Source organism: Pseudomonas sp. RA_35y_Pfl2_P32 (assembly GCF_963970735.1).
GTDB lineage: Bacteria > Pseudomonadota > Gammaproteobacteria > Pseudomonadales > Pseudomonadaceae > Aquipseudomonas.
In genome coordinates, this window is the sequence record NZ_CAXAQF010000028.1 from 1 (window position 1) to 19274 (window position 19274).

Annotated in this window: 17 protein-coding genes; 5 read left to right on the forward strand and 12 right to left on the reverse strand. The window is 61.4% G+C overall.

The window, feature by feature from the left end; all coding sequences use genetic code 11:
* Positions 1–135 precede the first annotated feature (135 nt).
* Positions 136–489 (reverse strand): DUF2784 domain-containing protein, encoded by a 354-nt coding sequence (locus AACY45_RS23855; RefSeq protein WP_339547718.1) that lies wholly within the window; start codon positions 487–489, stop codon positions 136–138.
* 132 nt (positions 490–621) lie between these two features.
* Here AACY45_RS23855 and AACY45_RS23860 point away from each other — a divergent pair, with 132 nt between their 5' ends.
* Complete coding sequence (locus AACY45_RS23860) at positions 622–1671, forward strand: hypothetical protein (protein WP_339547720.1); 1050 nt, start codon at positions 622–624, stop codon at positions 1669–1671.
* Positions 1672–1680: 9 nt separating this feature from the next.
* Here the strand turns inward: AACY45_RS23860 and AACY45_RS23865 are convergent, their stop codons facing one another.
* From AACY45_RS23865 to AACY45_RS23890, 6 genes are all read right to left on the reverse strand, one after another.
* The gene (locus tag AACY45_RS23865) at positions 1681–2235 is read right to left on the reverse strand and encodes a PqiC family protein (protein WP_339547722.1); all 555 of its coding nucleotides are present in this window, start codon (positions 2233–2235) and stop codon (positions 1681–1683) included.
* 16 nt (positions 2236–2251) lie between these two features.
* On the reverse strand, positions 2252–3907 hold the full coding sequence (locus tag AACY45_RS23870; protein ID WP_339547723.1) for a PqiB family protein: 1656 nt from the start codon (positions 3905–3907) through the stop codon (positions 2252–2254).
* Complete coding sequence (locus AACY45_RS23875; protein WP_339547724.1) at positions 3888–4532, reverse strand: paraquat-inducible protein A; 645 nt, start codon at positions 4530–4532, stop codon at positions 3888–3890. Before AACY45_RS23875 ends, AACY45_RS23870 begins: the two co-directional genes overlap by 20 nt.
* The gene (locus tag AACY45_RS23880) at positions 4529–5125 is read right to left on the reverse strand and encodes a paraquat-inducible protein A (RefSeq protein WP_339547726.1); all 597 of its coding nucleotides are present in this window, start codon (positions 5123–5125) and stop codon (positions 4529–4531) included. Before AACY45_RS23880 ends, AACY45_RS23875 begins: the two co-directional genes overlap by 4 nt.
* Before the next feature lie 162 nt (positions 5126–5287).
* A complete protein-coding gene (locus AACY45_RS23885) occupies positions 5288–5728 on the reverse strand; it encodes a CBS domain-containing protein (protein ID WP_339547727.1) in 441 nt (146 codons plus the stop codon).
* Between the two features lie 217 nt (positions 5729–5945).
* Positions 5946–6275: a hypothetical protein gene (locus AACY45_RS23890; RefSeq protein WP_339547729.1), complete on the reverse strand. Its 330-nt coding sequence runs from the start codon at positions 6273–6275 to the stop codon at positions 5946–5948.
* A 601-nt stretch (positions 6276–6876) separates the two neighbouring features.
* Between AACY45_RS23890 and AACY45_RS23895 the strand changes: the two genes are divergently transcribed.
* Positions 6877–9240, forward strand: coding sequence for a DNA polymerase II (locus AACY45_RS23895; RefSeq protein WP_339547730.1), 2364 nt, complete (start codon positions 6877–6879; stop codon positions 9238–9240).
* Between the two features lie 140 nt (positions 9241–9380).
* Here the strand turns inward: AACY45_RS23895 and AACY45_RS23900 are convergent, their stop codons facing one another.
* The 5 genes from AACY45_RS23900 to AACY45_RS23920 form a co-directional block, all read right to left on the reverse strand.
* Complete coding sequence (locus AACY45_RS23900) at positions 9381–10478, reverse strand: polyamine ABC transporter substrate-binding protein (RefSeq protein WP_339547733.1); 1098 nt, start codon at positions 10476–10478, stop codon at positions 9381–9383.
* An 88-nt stretch (positions 10479–10566) separates the two neighbouring features.
* Positions 10567–11451, reverse strand: coding sequence for an ABC transporter permease subunit (locus AACY45_RS23905; RefSeq protein WP_339547734.1), 885 nt, complete (start codon positions 11449–11451; stop codon positions 10567–10569).
* A complete protein-coding gene (locus AACY45_RS23910) occupies positions 11448–12329 on the reverse strand; it encodes an ABC transporter permease subunit (protein WP_339547790.1) in 882 nt (293 codons plus the stop codon). The genes AACY45_RS23905 and AACY45_RS23910 overlap by 4 nt, the downstream gene beginning before the upstream one ends.
* A gap of 29 nt (positions 12330–12358) precedes the next feature.
* Entirely contained in the window at positions 12359–13501 is a 1143-nt protein-coding gene (locus tag AACY45_RS23915) for an ABC transporter ATP-binding protein (protein WP_339547735.1), read from the reverse strand.
* 236 nt (positions 13502–13737) lie between these two features.
* The gene (locus tag AACY45_RS23920) at positions 13738–14499 is read right to left on the reverse strand and encodes a gamma-glutamyl-gamma-aminobutyrate hydrolase family protein (protein WP_339547736.1); all 762 of its coding nucleotides are present in this window, start codon (positions 14497–14499) and stop codon (positions 13738–13740) included.
* Positions 14500–14780: 281 nt separating this feature from the next.
* Here AACY45_RS23920 and AACY45_RS23925 point away from each other — a divergent pair, with 281 nt between their 5' ends.
* The 3 genes from AACY45_RS23925 (at position 14781) to AACY45_RS23935 (ending at position 19111) form a co-directional block, all read left to right on the forward strand.
* Complete coding sequence (locus AACY45_RS23925; protein WP_095171042.1) at positions 14781–16157, forward strand: glutamine synthetase family protein; 1377 nt, start codon at positions 14781–14783, stop codon at positions 16155–16157.
* A gap of 125 nt (positions 16158–16282) precedes the next feature.
* Positions 16283–17773, forward strand: a complete 1491-nt coding sequence (locus AACY45_RS23930) for an aldehyde dehydrogenase (RefSeq protein WP_339547738.1) — start codon at positions 16283–16285, stop codon at positions 17771–17773.
* Between the two features lie 54 nt (positions 17774–17827).
* Complete coding sequence (locus tag AACY45_RS23935) at positions 17828–19111, forward strand: NAD(P)/FAD-dependent oxidoreductase (RefSeq protein WP_339547791.1); 1284 nt, start codon at positions 17828–17830, stop codon at positions 19109–19111.
* Positions 19112–19274: the final 163 nt, after the last annotated feature.

Consider the following 19274-nt stretch of genomic DNA (forward strand, 5'->3'; position numbering starts at 1 on the left):
ACTCAGCAGTGAAACGATGCATCGCCGATGGTAGTGTGGGGTTTCCCCATGTGAGAGTAGGTCATCGTCAAGATTAAATTCCGAAACCCCTATCTGCGTATGCAGGTAGGGGTTTTGTTTTTGTCCGCGGAAAACTCAGCGCCTAGCCAGGCGTAGGTAAATCAGGCCATTGATCAACACCACCAGGCCACCGAGGCCTAACTGGATGGTGGGCGTCAGCCCGGCGGGGTAGATCAGGGGCCACAGGTAATGTTCGATGAAGCTTTCCTCATACCCGGCCTGGCCGGCACTGTGCCGCATGAGGTTCTCCCAGCGGGTCAGTGGGCAGTTCCAGTGGCAGACCTCAACCAGGGTACCCCACAGTGCCGCTGGCAGGTGCCACCCGATCACTGAGCGCCATTTGAACGCGAGCAGGGCGCCGAACAGTACGAATAGAATGAACAGCAGATGCACGAGCAACAGCCCGTCAGCCGTCAGTCGATAGAGCATGTCGCCTCCTCTCGGTGATTGATCCGGTACTTCACCACCTATACTCACTGTACCGTGACCCAAAACGCCAGGCGTTCGATTCGCATTGATGCGTGGCTACGGCTGTCGTGTCATTTGCGGGGGACTGCGATCTTGAATCGGCGTGTCCTGTTTCTTGCCTTGCTGGTCATGTTACTGGCTGGATGCTCGACCGCGCGCCGCGTCGAGCCGGCGGTGCAGGTGGTGATCACGGACGCGACCTGGCAGCAGATTGATAAAGACATCGAAGCCGCCTCATTGTCCTCCAGGGAAACGGTTCGCCGGTACACGCGCAAAGCCATGGAGCGGTGGCGCGAGCAAGTGTTCCAGCGCACCGAGAGCGACTTCATTCCCTGGTTCACCGGCTACTGGACCCAGCAATGGCTGGGCATGAAGGTGGGTTGGTACAAGCTCAGCGCCAAAGATGAGAAGGACTCGGTGGTCAATCGCCTGACCCTGTACCTGCAGGAGCAATACCACGAACGCGTGCTGGATCCGGTGGCCAAGGTCACTGACCCCAACGTGATCATGGGCGACGCCGTGACCCTGTACCTGCAGATGCTCAGTGCTCATCTGGGGGAGATCCAGGAGCATCACGCCGTGTCCCAGGACCAATTCGACCAGCGCCTCAACCGGATACCTGCCATCACCCTGGCACCGCCGCCTGCGCGCAATGCTTCGCTGTATCAGATCGTCCACGCCGAACCGGTCAACCGGATGCCGGCTTACCTGGCCTTGATCGAACAGGTGCGCGGCTCCAACAGCGGGGCCGGCGCCGGGTTGTCGGACGCCGGGATCTCATCAGTGGCCAAGCGCGCCAGTGAGCGGCTCGAGGCGCAGATTGCCTCGCGCAGCGTCGCCAGCGCGGTGGCGGCGGCCGTCGGTCGGGTCGCAGGCGCGGTGATATCGGTGGTCTCGCTGGGCATCGGTGCCATGTCCAATGAAAGCGACCGCCCCGAGGCGCAAGCGCAAATGCGTAAAAGTCTGAATGCCGCCTTCGACAAGGCATGGCTCGGCTTGATGGAAAACGAGACTAACGGGGTGATGGCCGGGGTTAACTACATCTCCCGGCAAATCGAAGGCGGCCTGAGGGCGGGTCCCCTGGTAGCGCCCGAACAGGGGGATGTGTTCACCCCTGATGCCCTCGGCAGCGGAGTGCAGTGAGCGGGTCGCTCATGGGGATGCGGGGCAACGATCAGTCTTGGCGGTCAGGTTGATGGCCGCGGCCAGGCGTTTCACGTTGTTCTGATGGGCCACCACCAGGTCGTCGATACTCGGCCCAGACGGCGTCCGCACGGTGGTGCGGCAATTCAGGAAGGCCTTGCCGCTTTCCCCCTCCGCCGTGCGCAGGCGCCATTGCGCATCAATCAGCGCGTACTCTCCAGGGACTGAATCGAAGCGCTGCACGTCCAGGCGCAACGACAACTTGCCCCCGATGGCGGGGCTGGACAACTGGTCGACCAGGGCATTGCGCAACTCGTCCACCAGGCTCGCGCCCCACCATTCGGTCTCCAGGATCGCCAGGCCGCTACTGCCCTGGCGTATGACCATCTGCGGGCGGTCGACCTGGGGCGGCACGCTGATCTGCTCGAACTGGATGTTCGCCGCCCCATGGGCCCCCGGGGCCGGTTGCGCCGGGAGCAGCGTGTGATAATGAATCGGGTCACTGCGGCACGCCGCCAGCAGCAACAGTGCACCGAGCAACGACACTTTCAACGACAAAGACATGGACCTGCTCCTGTGCTCAGCGGCTCGAAGATGGTTGCAGATTGCGCGCCGGGGCGTCTTTCGGACGGCCGCGCAGCAAGGATTCCGGATTTCTGCTCAAGTAGTCGGACAACTCACGCAGCGAGCGTGACATCCGTCCCAGTTCATCCAGGGTCTGGGTCAATTGCTCACGTTGTGGCGAGTCTTCGGCAAGGGTCGAGTTCGCCGATTGCAGGGTCTTGCTCACCTCTTGCAAGGTGGTCTGCACTCCAGGCAGAGTCCGACCGCTGAACTGCTTGATGCCTTTGCGCATCTCCGTCAGGTTGTCGTCCAGGTTGTTGGCGATGCGCTCGATTGGCAGCCTGTTGATCTTCTCCACCATGGACTGCAGTTGCTCCTGCAGTTGCTCGAGACTGGCCGGTATGGTTGGGATCATCACCGGACGCGCATTGACATCGAAGGCCACTTTTGGTGCTTTGGGGAAGAACTCCAGGGCGATGTACAGCTGTCCAGTCAACAGGTTGCCGCTACGGGCCTGGGCACGCAGGCCGTTCTCGACGAAGGTCCCCATGAGCCGGATCCCGGCCTGTTCGTCATTGGGATCGTGCTTGAGCGCCGCGAGCATTTTCAGATGGGCGCGGCCCAGGCGTTGCGGATAGATGACGATGCCGACATTGATCGGAAAGCTGCGGGTCTTCTCATCGAAATCCAGGTTGATCGCCACCACCTTGCCAATTTCCAGTCCCTGGAATTCAACGGGCGCATCGACCTTCAGTCCACGCAACGTCTGGTCGAAACGCAGGGCGAGGAATTGCGGCTTGCCATTGGGCGGGGCGAGTGCGGTTTTCTGGTCCTCGAACAGCTCGTAGCTGGTGCCTTCGGCGGCCGGTTTGTCATCGGGGCTGTAGTCGGGTGCACGGAAGGTAATTCCCCCCAACAACAGGGCCGAGAGTGACTCGGTCTTGACCGCGAAGCCATTGGCGCCGACTTCGACATCGATGCCGCTGGCGTTCCAGAAACGGGTGTTGTGGGTGACATAGGCATCGTTCGGCGAGGCGACGAAGACCTCGATGTTCACGCCTTTGCCGTCGGCGTCCAGGGCGTAGGCCACCACTTGCCCCACGGGAATCTTGCGGTAGTAGACCGGCGAGCCGATATCCAGCGAGCCGAGGTCTCGGGTGTGCAGCATAAAGCGCTTGCCGGGTTCGTCATAGGTAATGGGGGGCGGCGCTTCGAGGCCGATAAAGGTCTTGGCGCGGTCGTTCGACTGACCGGCGTCGGCGCCGATAAAGTCGCCGGACAGCAAGGTGTCGATACCCGACACTCCGCCAGCGCCGATACGCGGGCGTACCACCCAGAACTTGGAATCCTTGCGGGTGAACGACTCGGCCTGCTTGGCCAGTTTCACCGTGGCATTGACACTCTTCTGGTCGGCACTGAGCTCGACCTCCGAGACATGGCCAATCACCACGTTGCGGTATTTGACCTCGGTCTTGTTGGCGGTCAGGCCTTGCCCGGTCTTGAAGTTGAGGATGATCACCGGCCCTTGTTGCATCACGTTGTGGATCACCAGGGAGATCCCCACCAATACCGCCACGATCGGCACAATCCACACCAGCGAAACACTCCAGCGTCGGGTCTTGATGTTAGCTGTGCCGGGCGCTTGCTGCCCCTCAGTGGCTGGCGATTGCATCCATGACCTCCTCGGATTGTCGGTTGTCCCAAATCAGGCGCGGGTCAAAGCTCATGGCCGACAGCATGGTGAACACCACCACCATGCCAAAGAACAGAATACCGGCCCGTGGCTCGATATCCCCCAGCGCCTGGAATTTCACCAGCGCGGCCACCAGTGCCACGACGATCACGTCGAGCATAGACCAGTAGCCGATCAGTTCGACGAAACGGTACAGCTGCGAGCGTTCTTTGCGCGCCCAGAGACTGCCACGCTGCGCCGTCACCAGGAGCAGGCTGAGGGCGACAAACTTGACCCCCGGCACGGCGATACTGGCAATGAAAATAATCAGCGCAATGTCCCAGGCGCCGTGTTCCCAAAATTCCAGCACCCCGCCGATGATGGTGCTGTCGGCACCGCTGCCGAACATGCTGGTGTTCATCACGGGCAGCAGGTTGGCCGGGATATAGAACACCAGGGCCGCCAGCAGAAAGGCCCAGGTGCGGGCGAGGGAGTTGGTCTTGCGTCGGTGCAGCGGCGCATCACAGCGCTCACACGTCTGGGGTTCGTCGCTCATGTCGCACGCCAGGCCACAGCTGTGACACAGGCACAGGTTGAGGTCGCGTGCCTCGGGCGGGGTGTTCATAGGTTATCCCACAGCTCGCGCACATCACGCCCGGCAATGCGGATCAGCAGCAGGCTCAGTAGTGCCAGGGCAAACAGGCCAAGACCGGGCACCACATCCAGCAGACCGGCGAGTTTGAACACCGCTACCATCGCCCCCAGCAGGCAGACTTCGAGCATGCTCCACGGCCGCAGGGTTTCCAGCCAGCGCATACACAGTTTGAACGCCGGGGAGCGCCGGGACGCCAGGGCAAAACTCAAGACCCAGATCAACAGCAACAACTGGAATATCGGGGCAATGATGATGGAGATGGCCGCCACCAGGGCGATAAAGGTAATCGGGCCGTCGCTCAGGGCCACCACCGAGTCCCAAAGCGTGGCACTGTTCTTCAGGCCCTTCAGGCTGATGCTCATCACCGGATAGAAGTTGGCGAACACCCACAGCACCGCCGCCGTCAGGGTCAGCGCCAGGCGCTGTTGCACCGACAGGCCGTTGTAGCGCTGCAGCACACCGCCACAGCGCTGGCACAGGGCAGTCTGGTGTTTGGCGAGCGTAACTTTCTCATACACACCATCGCAGTGCTCACAGATGATCAGTGCGTCAGTCCTGGCCATGGTTAGCACTCAAGGGGAGGCAAAAAGCTTCAGGGGCGTTAAGTGAATATAGAAGTGCCTTGCGATAGAGCAAATATAAAGTTGGCTGAGGCTGGATCGTGACTGAAAGGTAAAACGGCGTGCCCTCGCCAGGAGGACGCGCAGTCAGTAAGAGAAGGGGAGTCACTCGCCGCGAATGTACTGCTCCAGCTGCTGGATCAGTTCGGCCTGTTCGGCAATGGCTTCCTTGACCAGGTCGCCGATGGACAGCAAGCCCAGCAACTGGCCGCCTTCGACCACCGGCAAGTGGCGCAGGTGCTTGTCGGTCATGATGTTCATGCAGGTCTGCACGCTTTGGTGGGAGTCCACGGTGATCACCGGCGAGTTCATGATCTCGCTGACCGGAGTGCCGACCGAGGATCGTCCCTTGAGCACCAACTTGCGCGCATAGTCCCGCTCACTGATGACTCCGACAATGTTGCCGTCCTGGAGCACGGGTAGGGCGCCGACGTTTTTCGCCGCCATCACCATCAGCGCTTCCAGCACCATCTGATCGGAATTGATGGTATGGACCTGCTGGTTCTGCTGGGCCTTGAGCTTGAGCAGTTGCGCGACTGTCTTCATGGAGGAGCCTCTGCGAGGTGGAAATGGTTGGCAGGCGCCTTGCGCCCGGACACCCTTACAGAATCATAGACGCCAGCCCGTGGAGCAAGTAGGCAAAGCGGCATTTACCTGCTCTATCTGCGTCATCGAACTGCGGCATCCGCGTTGGGTGGCGAAAAACAGCGACAAAAAAGCCGCTGACAACGTCTTAAGGTCATCAGCGGCTGTGCAGAACAACTTAGCAGTAGCGGTCGATGACACACACTTCAGGTTTGGCCTGCAGGTGCTGCCACTCCTGGGTCAGTGTGGCCAGAACGCGACCGACATAATCTTTGTCGGCGGCGGCTTTCTTGCCGACATAACCCTGGCCGCGACGGTACATCTTCAGTCGGGCACGCAAGTCATGGTTGTTCTTGTCGAACTCGTCTTCATGGGCGTGGGGCGACAGGCAGTCGATATGCACCTGGCCAGATTTGGCAATCCACAGGATATGGCTGTCGTGGCTGTCTTTGTGCGCTGCGAACATACGAGCCAGTTCATCAATAGTCGGTTGATTGTTCAGATTCATGTTAAAGCCCCTTGACCAATGTTTGATCTGTCTAGTTGATTCGCTAATTCACTTCTCTACTTCGGTAAGTTGATATCTGGTACCGAAACCAGGGCGACAGTGGTTGTCTGCCGAATATCGGCAGGGCCTTGAGCGGGATGCATGTAGTCTTGCCGAGAAACTGCTACGCACTTGCGGCACAGCGGGGGAGAAACGACGATTGCCTGAGAAGTTGCTACCGATACCACTCACTCGGCCACAAGCATCTTGAGGATTGATCGCCAGCGTTTCTCGTCCGTGTAGTGGACGCACATGCCAGGTCAGCTTCATCAATCTGCCTTGTGGGCAGTACACATCCGGGAACAGCTCGGCGGTCAGTCGAGCCTTTTCACAACACTTTTGCCTGTGCTCCCGATCGGGGAGACGTCTGCATCATGCAAGGGGAATAACCCCTCGTCAACGGGTTTGTAGTGAAATATTTCATTCACTACAAAAATAACCGAAGCGCTCGTGGGGAGGGATTTAACCTTGTCCTACAATCCCTTGCGTCACACATGCAAAGGTCACGTGAAGCAGCAATGACGCGTAGAATCGAAGGCCAATCATCTTCGAGGTTGTTGCGGTGGATTTACAGCAGGGCTTCGTCCTGACCCGGCATTGGCGCGACACCCCGACGGGCACCCACGTGGAGTTCTGGCTGGCGACCGATGCCGGGCCGCGTCAGGTGCGCCTGCCCGTGCAGACCTCAGTCGCCTTTATCCCTGAGCTGTACCGTGAACGTACCCAGGAGCTGGTGCGCGACGAGCCGGGCGTGGAACTGCGGCCTCTGGGGTTGCAGGACTTCCACCACCGCCAAGTGTTCGGCCTGTACTGCGCGCAACACCGCCAGTTGATGCACTGGGAGTCGGTACTGCGGCGGGCCGGGGTTGAGGTCTTCGAAGCGGACATCCGCCCGCCGGAGCGCTACCTGATGGAGCGCTTCATCACCGCCCCCGTGTCGTTCAGCGGCATGGCCGGCGAAGGTGACCTGTTGCTCGAAACCCACCTCAAACCGGCGCCGGATTACCGTCCACGCCTGAAGCTGGTGTCGCTGGACATCGAGACCACCGAGCAAGCCGAGTTGTACTCGATTGCCCTGGAAGGTTGCGGGCAGCGCCAGGTCTACATGCTCGGCGCGCCCAATGGTGACACCAGCGCCGTCGACTTCGACCTGGAGTACTGCGACTCGCGGGCCACGCTGCTGAAGAAACTCAACCAATGGTTCGCCCAGCACGACCCCGACGCGATCATTGGTTGGAACCTGGTGCAGTTTGACCTGCGGGTACTGCACGAGCATGCCCGGCGCCTGGCGGTGCCGTTGCGCCTGGGGCGTGGTGGCGAAGAGATGCAATGGCGTGAACACGGCTCGGGCAACAATCACTATTTTGCCGCTGCGGCGGGCCGGCTGATCATCGACGGCATCGAGTCCCTGCGTTCAGCCACCTGGAGTTTCCCCTCGTTCAGTCTGGAGAACGTCGCCCAGACCCTGCTCGGTGAGGGCAAGTCCATCGACAACCCCTACCAGCGCATGGACGAAATCAACCGCATGTTCGCCGAGGACAAGCCGGCCCTGGCACGCTACAACCTCAAGGACTGCGAGCTGGTGACACGCATCTTCGCCAAGACCGAACTGTTGACCTTCCTGCTGGAGCGAGCCAGTGTCACGGGGCTGCCCGCCGACCGCAGTGGCGGCTCGGTGGCGGCCTTCACCCACCTGTACATGCCGCTGATGCACCGTCAGGGGTTTGTTGCGCCGAACCAGGGCGAGCGCCCACCCCAGGCCAGCCCCGGCGGCTTTGTCATGGACTCGCAGCCAGGCCTGTACGAGTCGGTACTGGTGCTCGACTACAAGAGCCTGTACCCCTCGATCATCCGCACCTTCCTGATCGACCCCGTGGGCCTGATCGAAGGCCTGCGCCACCCGGACGACCGTGAGTCGGTACCGGGCTTTCGGGGGGCGCGTTTCTCGCGGACCCGACATTGCCTGCCTGCCATCGTCGCCCGCGTGTCCGAAGGCCGGGAAGTGGCCAAGCGCGAACGCAACGCACCGCTGTCCCAGGCACTGAAGATCATCATGAACGCCTTCTACGGCGTGCTGGGTTCCAGCGGCTGTCGGTTTTTCGACACCCGCCTGGCGTCCTCGATCACCCTGCGCGGACACGAGATCATGCAGCGTACCCGGCAACTGATCGAAGCCCAGGGCCATGCGGTGATCTACGGTGACACCGACTCCACGTTCGTCTGGCTGCGCCGGGCCCATGGCCAGGAAGAAGCGGCGCAGATCGGTCACGCCCTGGTGGCCCACGTCAACCAGTGGTGGCGTGAACACCTGTTGGCCGAGTTCGGCTTGCACAGTGTGCTGGAGTTGCAATACGAAACCCATTTCCGGCGCTTCCTGATGCCGACCATCCGGGGAGCCGAGGAGGGCAGCAAGAAGCGCTACGCCGGCTTGGTGATGCATGCCGACGGCAGCGAGCAAATGGTCTACAAAGGCCTGGAGACGGTGCGCACCGATTGGTCACCGTTGGCTCGGCAGTTCCAGCAGGAACTCTACTCGCGCATCTTCCACCGCCGGCCCTACCAGGACTATGTGCGCGAGTTCGTCCGCGCCACCGTGGCCGGTGAGCAGGATCAACTGCTGATCTACCGCAAGCGCCTGCGTCGCCCCCTGGACGACTACGAGCGCAACGTGCCGCCCCATGTGCGGGCGGCGCGCATCGCCGACGAGTACAACGCCCAGCAGGGGCGACCGCGCCAGTACCAGCGGGGTGGATGGATCAGCTACCTGATCACCGTCGCCGGTCCCGAACCCCTGGAAACCCGCAGTGCGCCGATCGACTATGAACACTACGTCAGTCGCCAGCTGCAGCCGGTGGCGGATGCGATCCTGCCGTTTGTCGACGACGACTTCAGCACCCTGATTGGCGGGCAGTTGGGCTTGTTCTAGGCCTCGGGCCTTGGCAGTGATGCAGATCAGTCAAGCGAACTCCAATCCCTGTGGGAGCGCGCTTGCTCGCGATGACGCCGGCACAGCCAACATCGATGATGCCTGACAGATTACCTTCGCGAGCAGGCCCCCACAGGGGCTTACTTGCCGAGTTTTACCCGGGTCCAGCCGCGGGTCATGATCCGTTGCGTGGCGATGGGCATGTCCGGCACGGCATACAGGGTCGCCATCACCGCTTGCGACGGGTACGAGCCCGGGTCGTTACGAATCCCTTCGTCCACCAACGGGGTCGCGGCCGCGTTGGCGTTGCTGTAGCCGACGCTGTTGGTGATCTCGGCCATGATATCCGGGCGCATCAGGAAGTTCATGAACAGGTAGGCATTGTCGACGTTGGCCGCATCCCGCGGGATGGCCACCATGTCGTAGAAGCTGCCGGCGCCTTCTTTGGGAATGCTGTAGTCGACCTGGACCTTGCCCCCGGCCTCCTCGGCGCGGGCCTTGGCTTGCAGCACGTCGCCGGAGTAACCGACCGCCACGCAGATGTTGCCGTTGGCCAGGTCGGAGATGTACTTGGACGAATGGAAGTACGCCACCGACGGGCGAATCTTCATGAACAGCGCTTCAGCCTCGCTGATCTGCTGCTTGTCCTGGGTGTTCACCGGGTAGCCCAGGTAGTGCAGGGCGGCCGGGAGCATTTCCGTGGGCGAATCGAGGAAACTGATGCCGCAGGCCTTGAGCTTGGCCGCGTTCTCGGGCTTGAACAGCAGGTCCCAGGAATTCACCGGCGCGTCGGCGCCCAGTACTTCCCGAACCTTCTCCGGGTTGAAGCCAATACCGATCGAGCCCCACATGTAGGGGAATGCGTGGCCGTTGTCCGGATCGCTGGCCGATGCGTTGTTCAGCAGCACCGGGTTGAGGTTTTTCCAGTTCGACAGTTTTGACTTGTCCAGCGCCTGGTACACCCCAGCCTTGATCTGCTTGGCCAGGAAACTGTTGGACGGCACCACGATGTCGTACCCGGATTTACCCGCCAGCAGGCGTGCCTCAAGGGTTTCGTTGCTGTCGAAGACGTCGTAGGTCACGCTGATGCCGGTCTCGTCTTCGAACTTCCTGACGGTGTCCGGGGCAATGTAGTCGGACCAGTTGTAGACGCGCAGAACCTTGTCATTGGCCTGGGCGCCCGTGGCGATCGCGCCCAATAAGGACAGTGTCAGCAGCGTCCTGCCAAACATTTTCATCGGTACAACTCCATTTTCTTTTTATACGAATGACGTAAAGCGTTGGAAAAACCGCTGGCGAGCAAGCGTGTGCCCTCGCCAGCGGACATCAGGCCGTTGCGCCGGCCATGGGCTTGGCGGCGGGCTGCCAGGATTCACTGGCGGTCTGGTCCATGGCGTCCTGGATCGCCCGTCTGCGATTGGCCTCGGCCTTGCGGCTGAAGTACCAGACCAGGAAGGTCACCAGCGACACCGCCAACAGGATCAGGCTGGCCACCGCGTTGATCTCGGGTTTGACCCCAAGACGCACCGCCGAGAACACTTCCATCGGCAGGGTCGTGGAGCCCGGGCCCGAGACGAAGCTGGCCAGCACCAGGTCATCCAGCGACAGGGCGAACGACATCATGCCGCCCGCCGCCAGCGAGGGCGCGATCATCGGGATGGTGATCAGGAAAAACACCTTGAACGGCCGTGCCCCCAAGTCCATGGCCGCTTCTTCGATCGACAGGTCCAGTTCGCGCAAGCGCGCGGAGACTACCACTGCCACATAGGCGGCACAAAATGTGGTGTGAGCGATCCAGATGGTGACGATGCCACGTTCCATCGGCCAGCCGATCATCTGTGCCATGGCCACGAACAGCAGCAGCAACGACAGGCCGGTGATCACCTCCGGCATCACCAGCGGTGCGGTGACCAGGCCGCCAAACAGGGTGCGACCCTTGAAGCGGGTGACCCGGGTCAACACAAACGCCGCCAGGGTGCCCAGCGCCACCGCGGCAATCGCGGTGTAGCAGGCGATTTCCAGGGAGCGCCCCACCGAGCCCATCAGTTGGCTGTTGTCCAGCAGGCCGACGTACCACTTCACCGACCAGCCACCCCAGACCGTTACCAGCTTCGAGGCGTTGAACGAGTAAATCACCAGAATCAGCATGGGCAGGTAGATGAACGCCAGGCCCAGTACCAGCATCAAACGGGAAAATCCGAAACGCTTCATGCTCGTCCCTCCATCGCTTTGGCCTGGCTGCGGTTGAACAGAATGATCGGCACGATCAGGATCGCCAGCATCACCACCGCCAGGGCGGATGCCACCGGCCAGTCACGGTTGTTGAAGAACTCTTGCCACAGCACGCGACCGATCATCAGGGTTTCCGGGCCACCCAGCAGTTCCGGAATCACGAACTCGCCCACCACCGGGATGAACACCAGCATGCAGCCGGCGATGATGCCGTTCCTGGCCAGCGGCACGGTGATCTTCCAGAAGCTGTTGAAGGTGCTCGAACCCAGGTCGGACGCCGCCTCCAGCAGGCTCTGGTCATGCTTGACCAGGTTGGCGTACAGCGGCAGCACCATGAACGGCAGGTAGGCGTAGACCACGCCGATGTACACCGCGGTGTTGGTGTTGAGGATTTCGATCGGGTGCGAGGTCAGGCCGGTCCACATCAGGAAGCCATTGAGCAGGCCGTTGTTGCTGAGGATGCCCATCCACGCATAGACCCGGATCAGGATCGCCGTCCAGGTCGGCATCATGATCAGCAGCAACAGGACGTTCTGCGCTTCCTTGCTGGCCTTGGAAATCGCGTAGGCCATCGGGAAGCCGAGCACCAGGCACATCAGGGTACTGAGCAAGGCGACCTTCAACGAACCCAGGTACGCCGAGAGATACAACTCATCGGCGGCGAGCATCGTGTAGTTGCCCAGGTTGAGCATCAGTTCGAACTTCTGCTCGGCGAAGCTGTAGATCTCGGAGTAGGGCGGAATGGCCAGCGCGGCTTCGGAAAAACTGATCTTCAACACCAGGAAGAACGGCAGCATGAAGAACAGGAATAGCCACACGAAAGGCAGGCCGATCACGACTTTGCGCCCACTGGGCAGAAACCGCTGGAACTGCTGAGTGAGTGTGTTCATGCGCGCAGTACCACGCCGCTGTCGTCTTCCCACCAGACGTAGACCTGATCGTCCCAAGTCGGTCGGGCGCCGCGGCGCTCGGCATTGGCCATGAACGACTGGACGACCTTGCCGCCAGGCAACTCGACATAGAACACCGAGTGCCCGCCGAGGTAGGCAATGTCCTGCACCTTGCCCCGGGACCAGTTGTAGCGGCTCTCGGGTTTTGTGGTGCTGACCAGCATTTTTTCCGGGCGGATGGCGTAGGTGATCGACTTGTCCTGCACCGAGGTGCTGACGCCATGGCCGACATAGATCTGCTGCTCCAGGTCTGGGCAGTGAATGATCGCGTGGCCCTCCAGGTCCTCCACCACCGTGCCGTCGAAGGCATTCACGTTGCCGATGAACTCGCAGACCATGCGGCTCACCGGGGCTTCATAGATGTCCACCGGGCTGCCGATCTGCGCGATCCAGCCCAGGTGCATGATGGCAATGCGTTCGGCCATGGTCATGGCCTCTTCCTGGTCGTGGGTCACCATCACGCAGGTCACGCCGACCCGCTCGATGATTTCCACCAGTTCCAGCTGCATCTGCGAGCGCAGTTTTTTATCCAGCGCGCCCATCGGCTCATCGAGCAGCAACAGCTTGGGCCGCTTGGCCAGGGAGCGGGCCAGGGCGACACGCTGGCGCTGGCCACCGGACAGTTGGTGTGGCTTACGCTTGGCGTACTGGGTCATGTGCACCAGGCGCAGCATCTCCTCGACACGGGCGTCGATCTCGCTGGCGGGCAAACGGTCCTGCTTGAGGCCAAAGGCGATGTTCTGTGCCACCGTCATGTGCGGGAACAGCGCGTAGGACTGGAACATCATGTTGATCGGCCGCTCGTAGGGCGGCATGTCAGTGATGTCGACGCCGTCGAGCAGGATCCGTCCTTCGGTGGGGCGCTCGAATCCAGCGAGCATGCGCAACAGGGTCGACTTGCCGGACCCGGAGCCACCGAGCAGGGCGAAGATTTCGCCTTGATGGATGTCCAGGGACACATCGTCCACCGCCGTGGTTTCGTCGAACTTCTTGGTGACACGATCGACTCGTACCAGCACCTTTTTCGGTTGCTGATGACCCTCAAGAGCCTTCCTGTAAATGCTGGAGGCGTTTGCCATGTGAAACTCCCAACAGGTTTCAGTCGCCGGGCCAACGCGGCCTGACTTAATAGTTGATTGCCAATCGCCAGGTGCCACCTGGAGGTGCTCATGGCGATTCGGCTTGTTCGGCACCGCCGTCCTGGCTGCCGGGTCGTGCTTGTTGTTATTGCGGTGCGTGGCTGTCGCGAGAAACGGGCGCGCGAAGGTACGCCGGCCAGACTCGCGGGGGTAGAAATGGAGGGTTGTGGTTCAGCTCAGCGTGCGTGACGCAGCGCCGCCCGTTGCCGGCAAGCCGCACCGAACGCCTGGAAAATCGTCAGGTACGCAGGGTTATCCAGTACTTGCCACTCCGGGTGCCATTGCACGCCGAGAGCGAAGGCCTTGCTGTGCGCCACCGAAATCGCCTCGATCAGGCCGTCCGGCGCGATGGCCTCGGCACACAGGCCTGGTGCCAGCCGGTCGATGCCCTGGCTGTGAATCGAGTTGACCTGGAACGTTGCGGGCAACTCCAGCGCCTCGAATACACCGCCCGGCTGCACGCTGACCGCGTGGGCCGGGGCGTACTGCACCGCCAGGTCCGGGTGATCCGCTTCGCGGTGATCGAGCACGCCCGGCAACTCATGCACCTTCTGGTGCAGGCTGCCGCCGAACGCCACGTTCATTTCCTGGAAGCCGCGGCAAATACCGAGCACCGGAATGCCCGCCGCGATGGCTGCACGCAATAGAGGAAGGGTGGTGGCGTCCCGCGCCGGATCGTGATCCGTGCCGGGAGCGCTGGCCGGGCCTTGATAGTGCAAAGGCTCCACGTTCGACGGTGAGCCGGTCAGCAACAGGCCGTCGAGTTGACCGAGCAGGTCGTCGATTTCAGTCAGGTTGCCCAGGGAAGGAATGACCACGGGTAGCCCCAGCGCCGCGACGCTGACAGCACGCAAGTACTTGTCACCGCTGACGTGGTAGGGGTGCAGGCCAATCTGTTTGACGCACGCAGTAACGCCGATCAATGGCTTGAATGCCATTTTTATCACCTCGAAGTTTCACACTTGAACGAGCTTTTCCAGAGCTTAGCCTCGTTGATTTTATTTAACAACTCTCATGTAAATAATTCTAAACGGCTGGATCGCTGAAACTCAGATTGGCTGAGGGTTTGCGAGTGATTGCTGGGTGGTGGTTGGCTGTAATGACCAATAAAATCAACAAAAAAGCCCCTTGGCCCGCTATTGACTTCACTTTGTCTTTCGGATTGACTGAGGTCGCGAAACTGCAGTGAACATAATAATTAACAGCTAATAGGTGCATCATGTCGGTCCCCCTGCGTACCGTTCAACTCAACGAAGCAAACGCATTCCTTAAGAAATATCCTGAGGTTTTGTACGTCGACCTTCTGATTGCGGATATGAACGGTGTGGTGCGCGGCAAGCGCATCGAGCGCACCAGTCTTCATAAGGTCTACGAAAAAGGCATCAACCTGCCGGCCTCGCTGTTCGCCCTCGACATCAATGGTTCCACGGTGGAAAGCACCGGCCTGGGTCTGGACATCGGCGACGCCGACCGCATCTGCTACCCGATTCCCGGCACCCTGAGCATCGAGCCGTGGCAGAAGCGCCCAACCGCACAACTGTTAATGACCATGCACGAGATCGAAGGCCAGCCGTTCTTCGCTGACCCCCGTGAAGTGCTGGCCAACGTGGTGCGCAAGTTCGACGACCTCGGCCTGACCATTTGCGCGGCGTTTGAACTGGAGTTCTACCTGATCGACCAGGACAACGTGAACGGCCGTCCGCAGTCGCCACGTTCCCCGGTTTCCGGCAAGCGCCCGGTGTCGACCCAGGTCTACCTGATCGACGACCTCGACGAATACGTCGACTGCCTGCAGGACATCCTCGAAGGCGCGAAAGAGCAGGGCATCCCGGCTGACGCCATCGTCAAGGAAAGCGCCCCGGCGCAATTCGAAGTCAACCTGCATCACGTGTCCGACCCGATCAAGGCGTGCGACTACGCAGTCCTGCTCAAGCGTCTGGTGAAGAACATCGCCTACGACCATGAGATGGACACCACCTTCATGGCCAAGCCGTATCCGGGCCAGGCGGGCAACGGCCTGCACGTGCACATCTCGATCCTCGACAAGGCCGGCAACAACATCTTCGCCAGCGAGGATCCCGAGCAGAACGCCGCATTGCGCCACGCCATCGGCGGTGTGCTGGAGACCCTGCCCGCGCAGATGGCCTTCCTCTGCCCGAACGTCAACTCCTACCGCCGGTTCGGCGCACAGTTCTACGTGCCGAACTCGCCGAGCTGGGGCATCGACAACCGCACCGTGGCCGTGCGCGTACCGACCGGTTCGCCGGACGCCGTGCGCATCGAACACCGGGTGGCCGGTGCCGACGCCAACCCGTACCTGCTGATGGCTTCGGTGCTGGCCGGTATTCACCACGGCCTGACCAACCAGATCGAGCCGGGCGCACCGGTGGAAGGCAACAGCTACGAGCAGAACGAGCAGAGCCTGCCGAACAACCTGCGCGATGCCTTGCGCGAGCTGGACGACAGCGAAGTCATGGCCAAGTACATCGACCCGCTGTACATCGATGTCTTCGTGGCGTGCAAGGAAAGCGAGCTGGCCGAGTTCGAGAACTCCATCTCCGACCTCGAGTACAACTGGTACCTGCATACGGTCTGAGGGTTGGCGTGCCCGCGATATCGCAATCGCGGGCGAGCCCGCTCCCACAGGGATTGCATGGCACATCCCCAAGAGACTGGCATTCAGTCCGATCACCGCCTATTCCCCTGCGTCGAGTCACAACCATGACAAACACTCGCAGCGACTGGGAGCAACGCTTCCAGTCCTTAAGCATCGAAGGCCGCGCCTTCATCGATGGTCAATACCGTCCGGCACTCAGCGGCGCCACCTTCGAATGCATCAGTCCGGTTGACGGGCGCTTCCTGGCCAACGTCGCCAGCACCGATGAAGCCGACGCCCATGCCGCCGTACTCGTTGCCCGCCAGGCGTTCGAATCCGGGGTCTGGTGCACGCTGGCCCCCGCTGAGCGCAAGCGCACCCTGATCCGCTTTGCCGACTTGATTCTGGCCCACCAGGAAGAACTGGCGCTGCTGGAAACCCTGGACATGGGCAAGCCCATCAGCGACGCCATGGCCATCGACATTCCAGCGACCGCCAACGCGATCCGCTGGAGCGCCGAAGCCATCGACAAGCGCTACGACGAAGTCGCCGCCACGCCCCACGATCAACTGGGCCTGGTGACCCGCGAGCCGTGCGGCGTGGTCGCGGCCATCGTGCCGTGGAACTTCCCGTTGATCATGGCCAGCTGGAAGTTCGCCCCGGCCCTGGCGGCGGGTAACTCGTTCATCCTCAAGCCTTCGGAAAAATCCCCGCTGACGGCCATCCGCATCGCCCAGCTGGCGCTGGAGGCTGGCATCCCCAAGGGCGTGTTCAACGTCCTGCCGGGCTACGGCCACACCGTCGGCAAGGCGCTGGCGCTGCACATGGATGTGGACGTCCTGGCCTTCACCGGTTCCACCGCGGTGGCCAAGCAGTTGCTGATCTACGCCGGGCAAAGCAACCTCAAGCGCGTCTGGCTCGAAGCCGGCGGCAAGAGCCCGAACGTGGTGTTTGCCGATGCGCCGGATTTGCGCGCGGCGGCCCAGGCGGCGGCCAGTGCCATTGCCTTCAACCAGGGCGAAGTCTGCACTGCCGGCTCACGCCTGCTGGTGGAACGCTCGATTCGTCATCCGTTCATCCCGCTGCTGCTTGAGGCCCTGCAAGCCTGGCAACCCGGGCACGCGCTGGACCCGGCAACCCGGGTCGGCGCGGTGGTCGATCAACGTCAACTGGAAAACATCCTGCGTTACATCGCCATTGGCCGCGAGCAAGGTGCCGAACTGATCGCTGGCGGCAACCGCACCCTCGAGGAAAGCGGTGGCCAGTACGTGGAGCCGACGATTTTCGACGGCGTGAGCAACGCCATGACCATCGCCCAGGAGGAAATCTTCGGCCCGGTGCTGTCGCTGATCACCTTCGACACCGCAGAACAAGCGTTGCAGATCGCCAACGACAGCCTCTTCGGCCTCGCCGCCGGAGTCTGGACCCGCGACCTGAGCAAGGCCCACACCTTCGCCCGGGGCCTGCGCGCCGGCAGCGTGTGGGTCAACCAGTACGACGGCGGTGACATGACCGCGCCCTTCGGTGGGTTCAAGCAGTCGGGCAACGGTCGCGACAAATCCCTGCACGCCTTCGATAAGTACACCGAGCTCAAAGCCACCTGGATCAAGCTCTGACCTATTAGACAGTCGCGGTGACGGGCCTTTGGCGTGTCACCGCGCGGGAACTCAATCATGCAAAAACACGTAAACAGCTACTACGCCGCCACCCGCAACGAGGTCATCGATTTCCCGGTGCTCGAAGAGTTGGTGGAGTGCGACGTCTGTGTGATCGGCGCCGGCTACACCGGCCTGTCCTCGGCGCTGTTCCTCAGCGAAGCGGGCTACAGCGTCACCGTGCTTGAAGCCGCTAAAGTCGGCTACGGCGCCAGCGGGCGCAACGGCGGGCAACTGGTCAACTCCTACAGCCGCGACGTCGATGTGATCGAGCAGCGCTACGGCGAAAAGACCGCCCAGGTGCTGGGCAGCATGATCTTCGAAGGCGCGGACATCATCCGCTCGCGCATCAAGCAATACGACATTCAGTGCGACTACAAATCCGGTGGCATTTTCGCCGCGCTGAACAAGAAACAACTCAAGGGCCTGGCCGAACAGAAGCGCGGTTGGGAGCGCTACGGCAACCCCAACCTGCGGATGCTCGACGCGCAAGAGATCGCCAAGGAAGTCGGGACCGGCAACTACGTCGGCGGCCTGTTGGACATGCAGGGTGGCCACGTTCATCCGCTGAACCTGGCCCTGGGTGAAGCGGCCGCCATCCTCAGCCTTGGCGGAAAAATCTTCGAACAGTCGGCAGCGCTGGAAATCACCTACGGCGAACCCATAGTCGTGCGCACGGCCAAGGGCGTGGTGCGCGCCAAGTACCTGCTGATCGCCGGCAACGCCTACCTGCCGCAAGACCTCGACAACCGTGTCACCCGCAAGAGCATGCCCTGCGGTTCGCAGATTGTGGTCACCGAGCCCCTGTCGGAAAAAGTCGCCCGGAGCCTGATCAGCAACAACTACTGCGTCGAAGACTGCAACTACCTGCTCGACTATTACCGCCTCACCGCTGACAACCGCCTGCTCTACGGTGGCGGGGTGGTCTACGGTGCGCGCGAACCGGACGACATCGAACAACTGATCCGCCCGAAAATCCTCAAGACCTTTCCCCAACTCAAGGACGTGAAGATCGACTACCGCTGGACCGGCAACTTCCTGCTGACCATGTCACGCATGCCGCAATTCGGCCGCATCGAGAAAAACGCCTACTACATGCAGGGCTACAGCGGCCACGGTGTGACCTGCTCACACCTGGCCGGCAAGTTGATCGCGGAAATGATCCGCGGCGACGCCGAACGTTTCGACGCCTTTGCCTCCCTGCCACACATGCCGATGTTCGGTGGCCGCACCTTCCAGGCCCCGCTGACGGCCATGGGCGCGGTGTACTACGCGATGCGTGACCGTTTCGGCATCTAGGTTGACGCTCGCCGACGGCCGTCTTGAGGAAGGTCGTCGGTTTTTTATCCGGCCTTTATCCAAGCTGCTGAGCGGTAGGGGGAAAACGTGATTTAATAGCCGCCTTTCACGTCTTCGGGACAGAGGAACGGCGATTTTCGCGACACAAGTCGCCCGCCATCCC

What these genes read in the sequence shown, in the direction of transcription:
- AACY45_RS23855 (WP_339547718.1), bottom strand. Translation starts at nt 489, where the DNA reads ATGCTCTATCGACTGACGGCTGACGGGCTGTTGCTCGTGCATCTGCTG.
- AACY45_RS23865 (WP_339547722.1), bottom strand. Translation starts at nt 2,235, where the DNA reads ATGTCTTTGTCGTTGAAAGTGTCGTTGCTCGGTGCACTGTTGCTGCTG.
- AACY45_RS23870 (WP_339547723.1), bottom strand. Translation starts at nt 3,907, where the DNA reads ATGCAATCGCCAGCCACTGAGGGGCAGCAAGCGCCCGGCACAGCTAAC.
- AACY45_RS23875 (WP_339547724.1), bottom strand. Translation starts at nt 4,532, where the DNA reads ATGAACACCCCGCCCGAGGCACGCGACCTCAACCTGTGCCTGTGTCAC.
- AACY45_RS23880 (WP_339547726.1), bottom strand. Translation starts at nt 5,125, where the DNA reads ATGGCCAGGACTGACGCACTGATCATCTGTGAGCACTGCGATGGTGTG.
- AACY45_RS23885 (WP_339547727.1), bottom strand. Translation starts at nt 5,728, where the DNA reads ATGAAGACAGTCGCGCAACTGCTCAAGCTCAAGGCCCAGCAGAACCAG.
- AACY45_RS23890 (WP_339547729.1), bottom strand. Translation starts at nt 6,275, where the DNA reads ATGAATCTGAACAATCAACCGACTATTGATGAACTGGCTCGTATGTTC.
- AACY45_RS23900 (WP_339547733.1), bottom strand. Translation starts at nt 10,478, where the DNA reads ATGAAAATGTTTGGCAGGACGCTGCTGACACTGTCCTTATTGGGCGCG.
- AACY45_RS23905 (WP_339547734.1), bottom strand. Translation starts at nt 11,451, where the DNA reads ATGAAGCGTTTCGGATTTTCCCGTTTGATGCTGGTACTGGGCCTGGCG.
- AACY45_RS23915 (WP_339547735.1), bottom strand. Translation starts at nt 13,501, where the DNA reads ATGGCAAACGCCTCCAGCATTTACAGGAAGGCTCTTGAGGGTCATCAG.
- AACY45_RS23920 (WP_339547736.1), bottom strand. Translation starts at nt 14,499, where the DNA reads ATGGCATTCAAGCCATTGATCGGCGTTACTGCGTGCGTCAAACAGATT.
- AACY45_RS23925 (WP_095171042.1), top strand. Translation starts at nt 14,781, where the DNA reads ATGTCGGTCCCCCTGCGTACCGTTCAACTCAACGAAGCAAACGCATTC.
- AACY45_RS23930 (WP_339547738.1), top strand. Translation starts at nt 16,283, where the DNA reads ATGACAAACACTCGCAGCGACTGGGAGCAACGCTTCCAGTCCTTAAGC.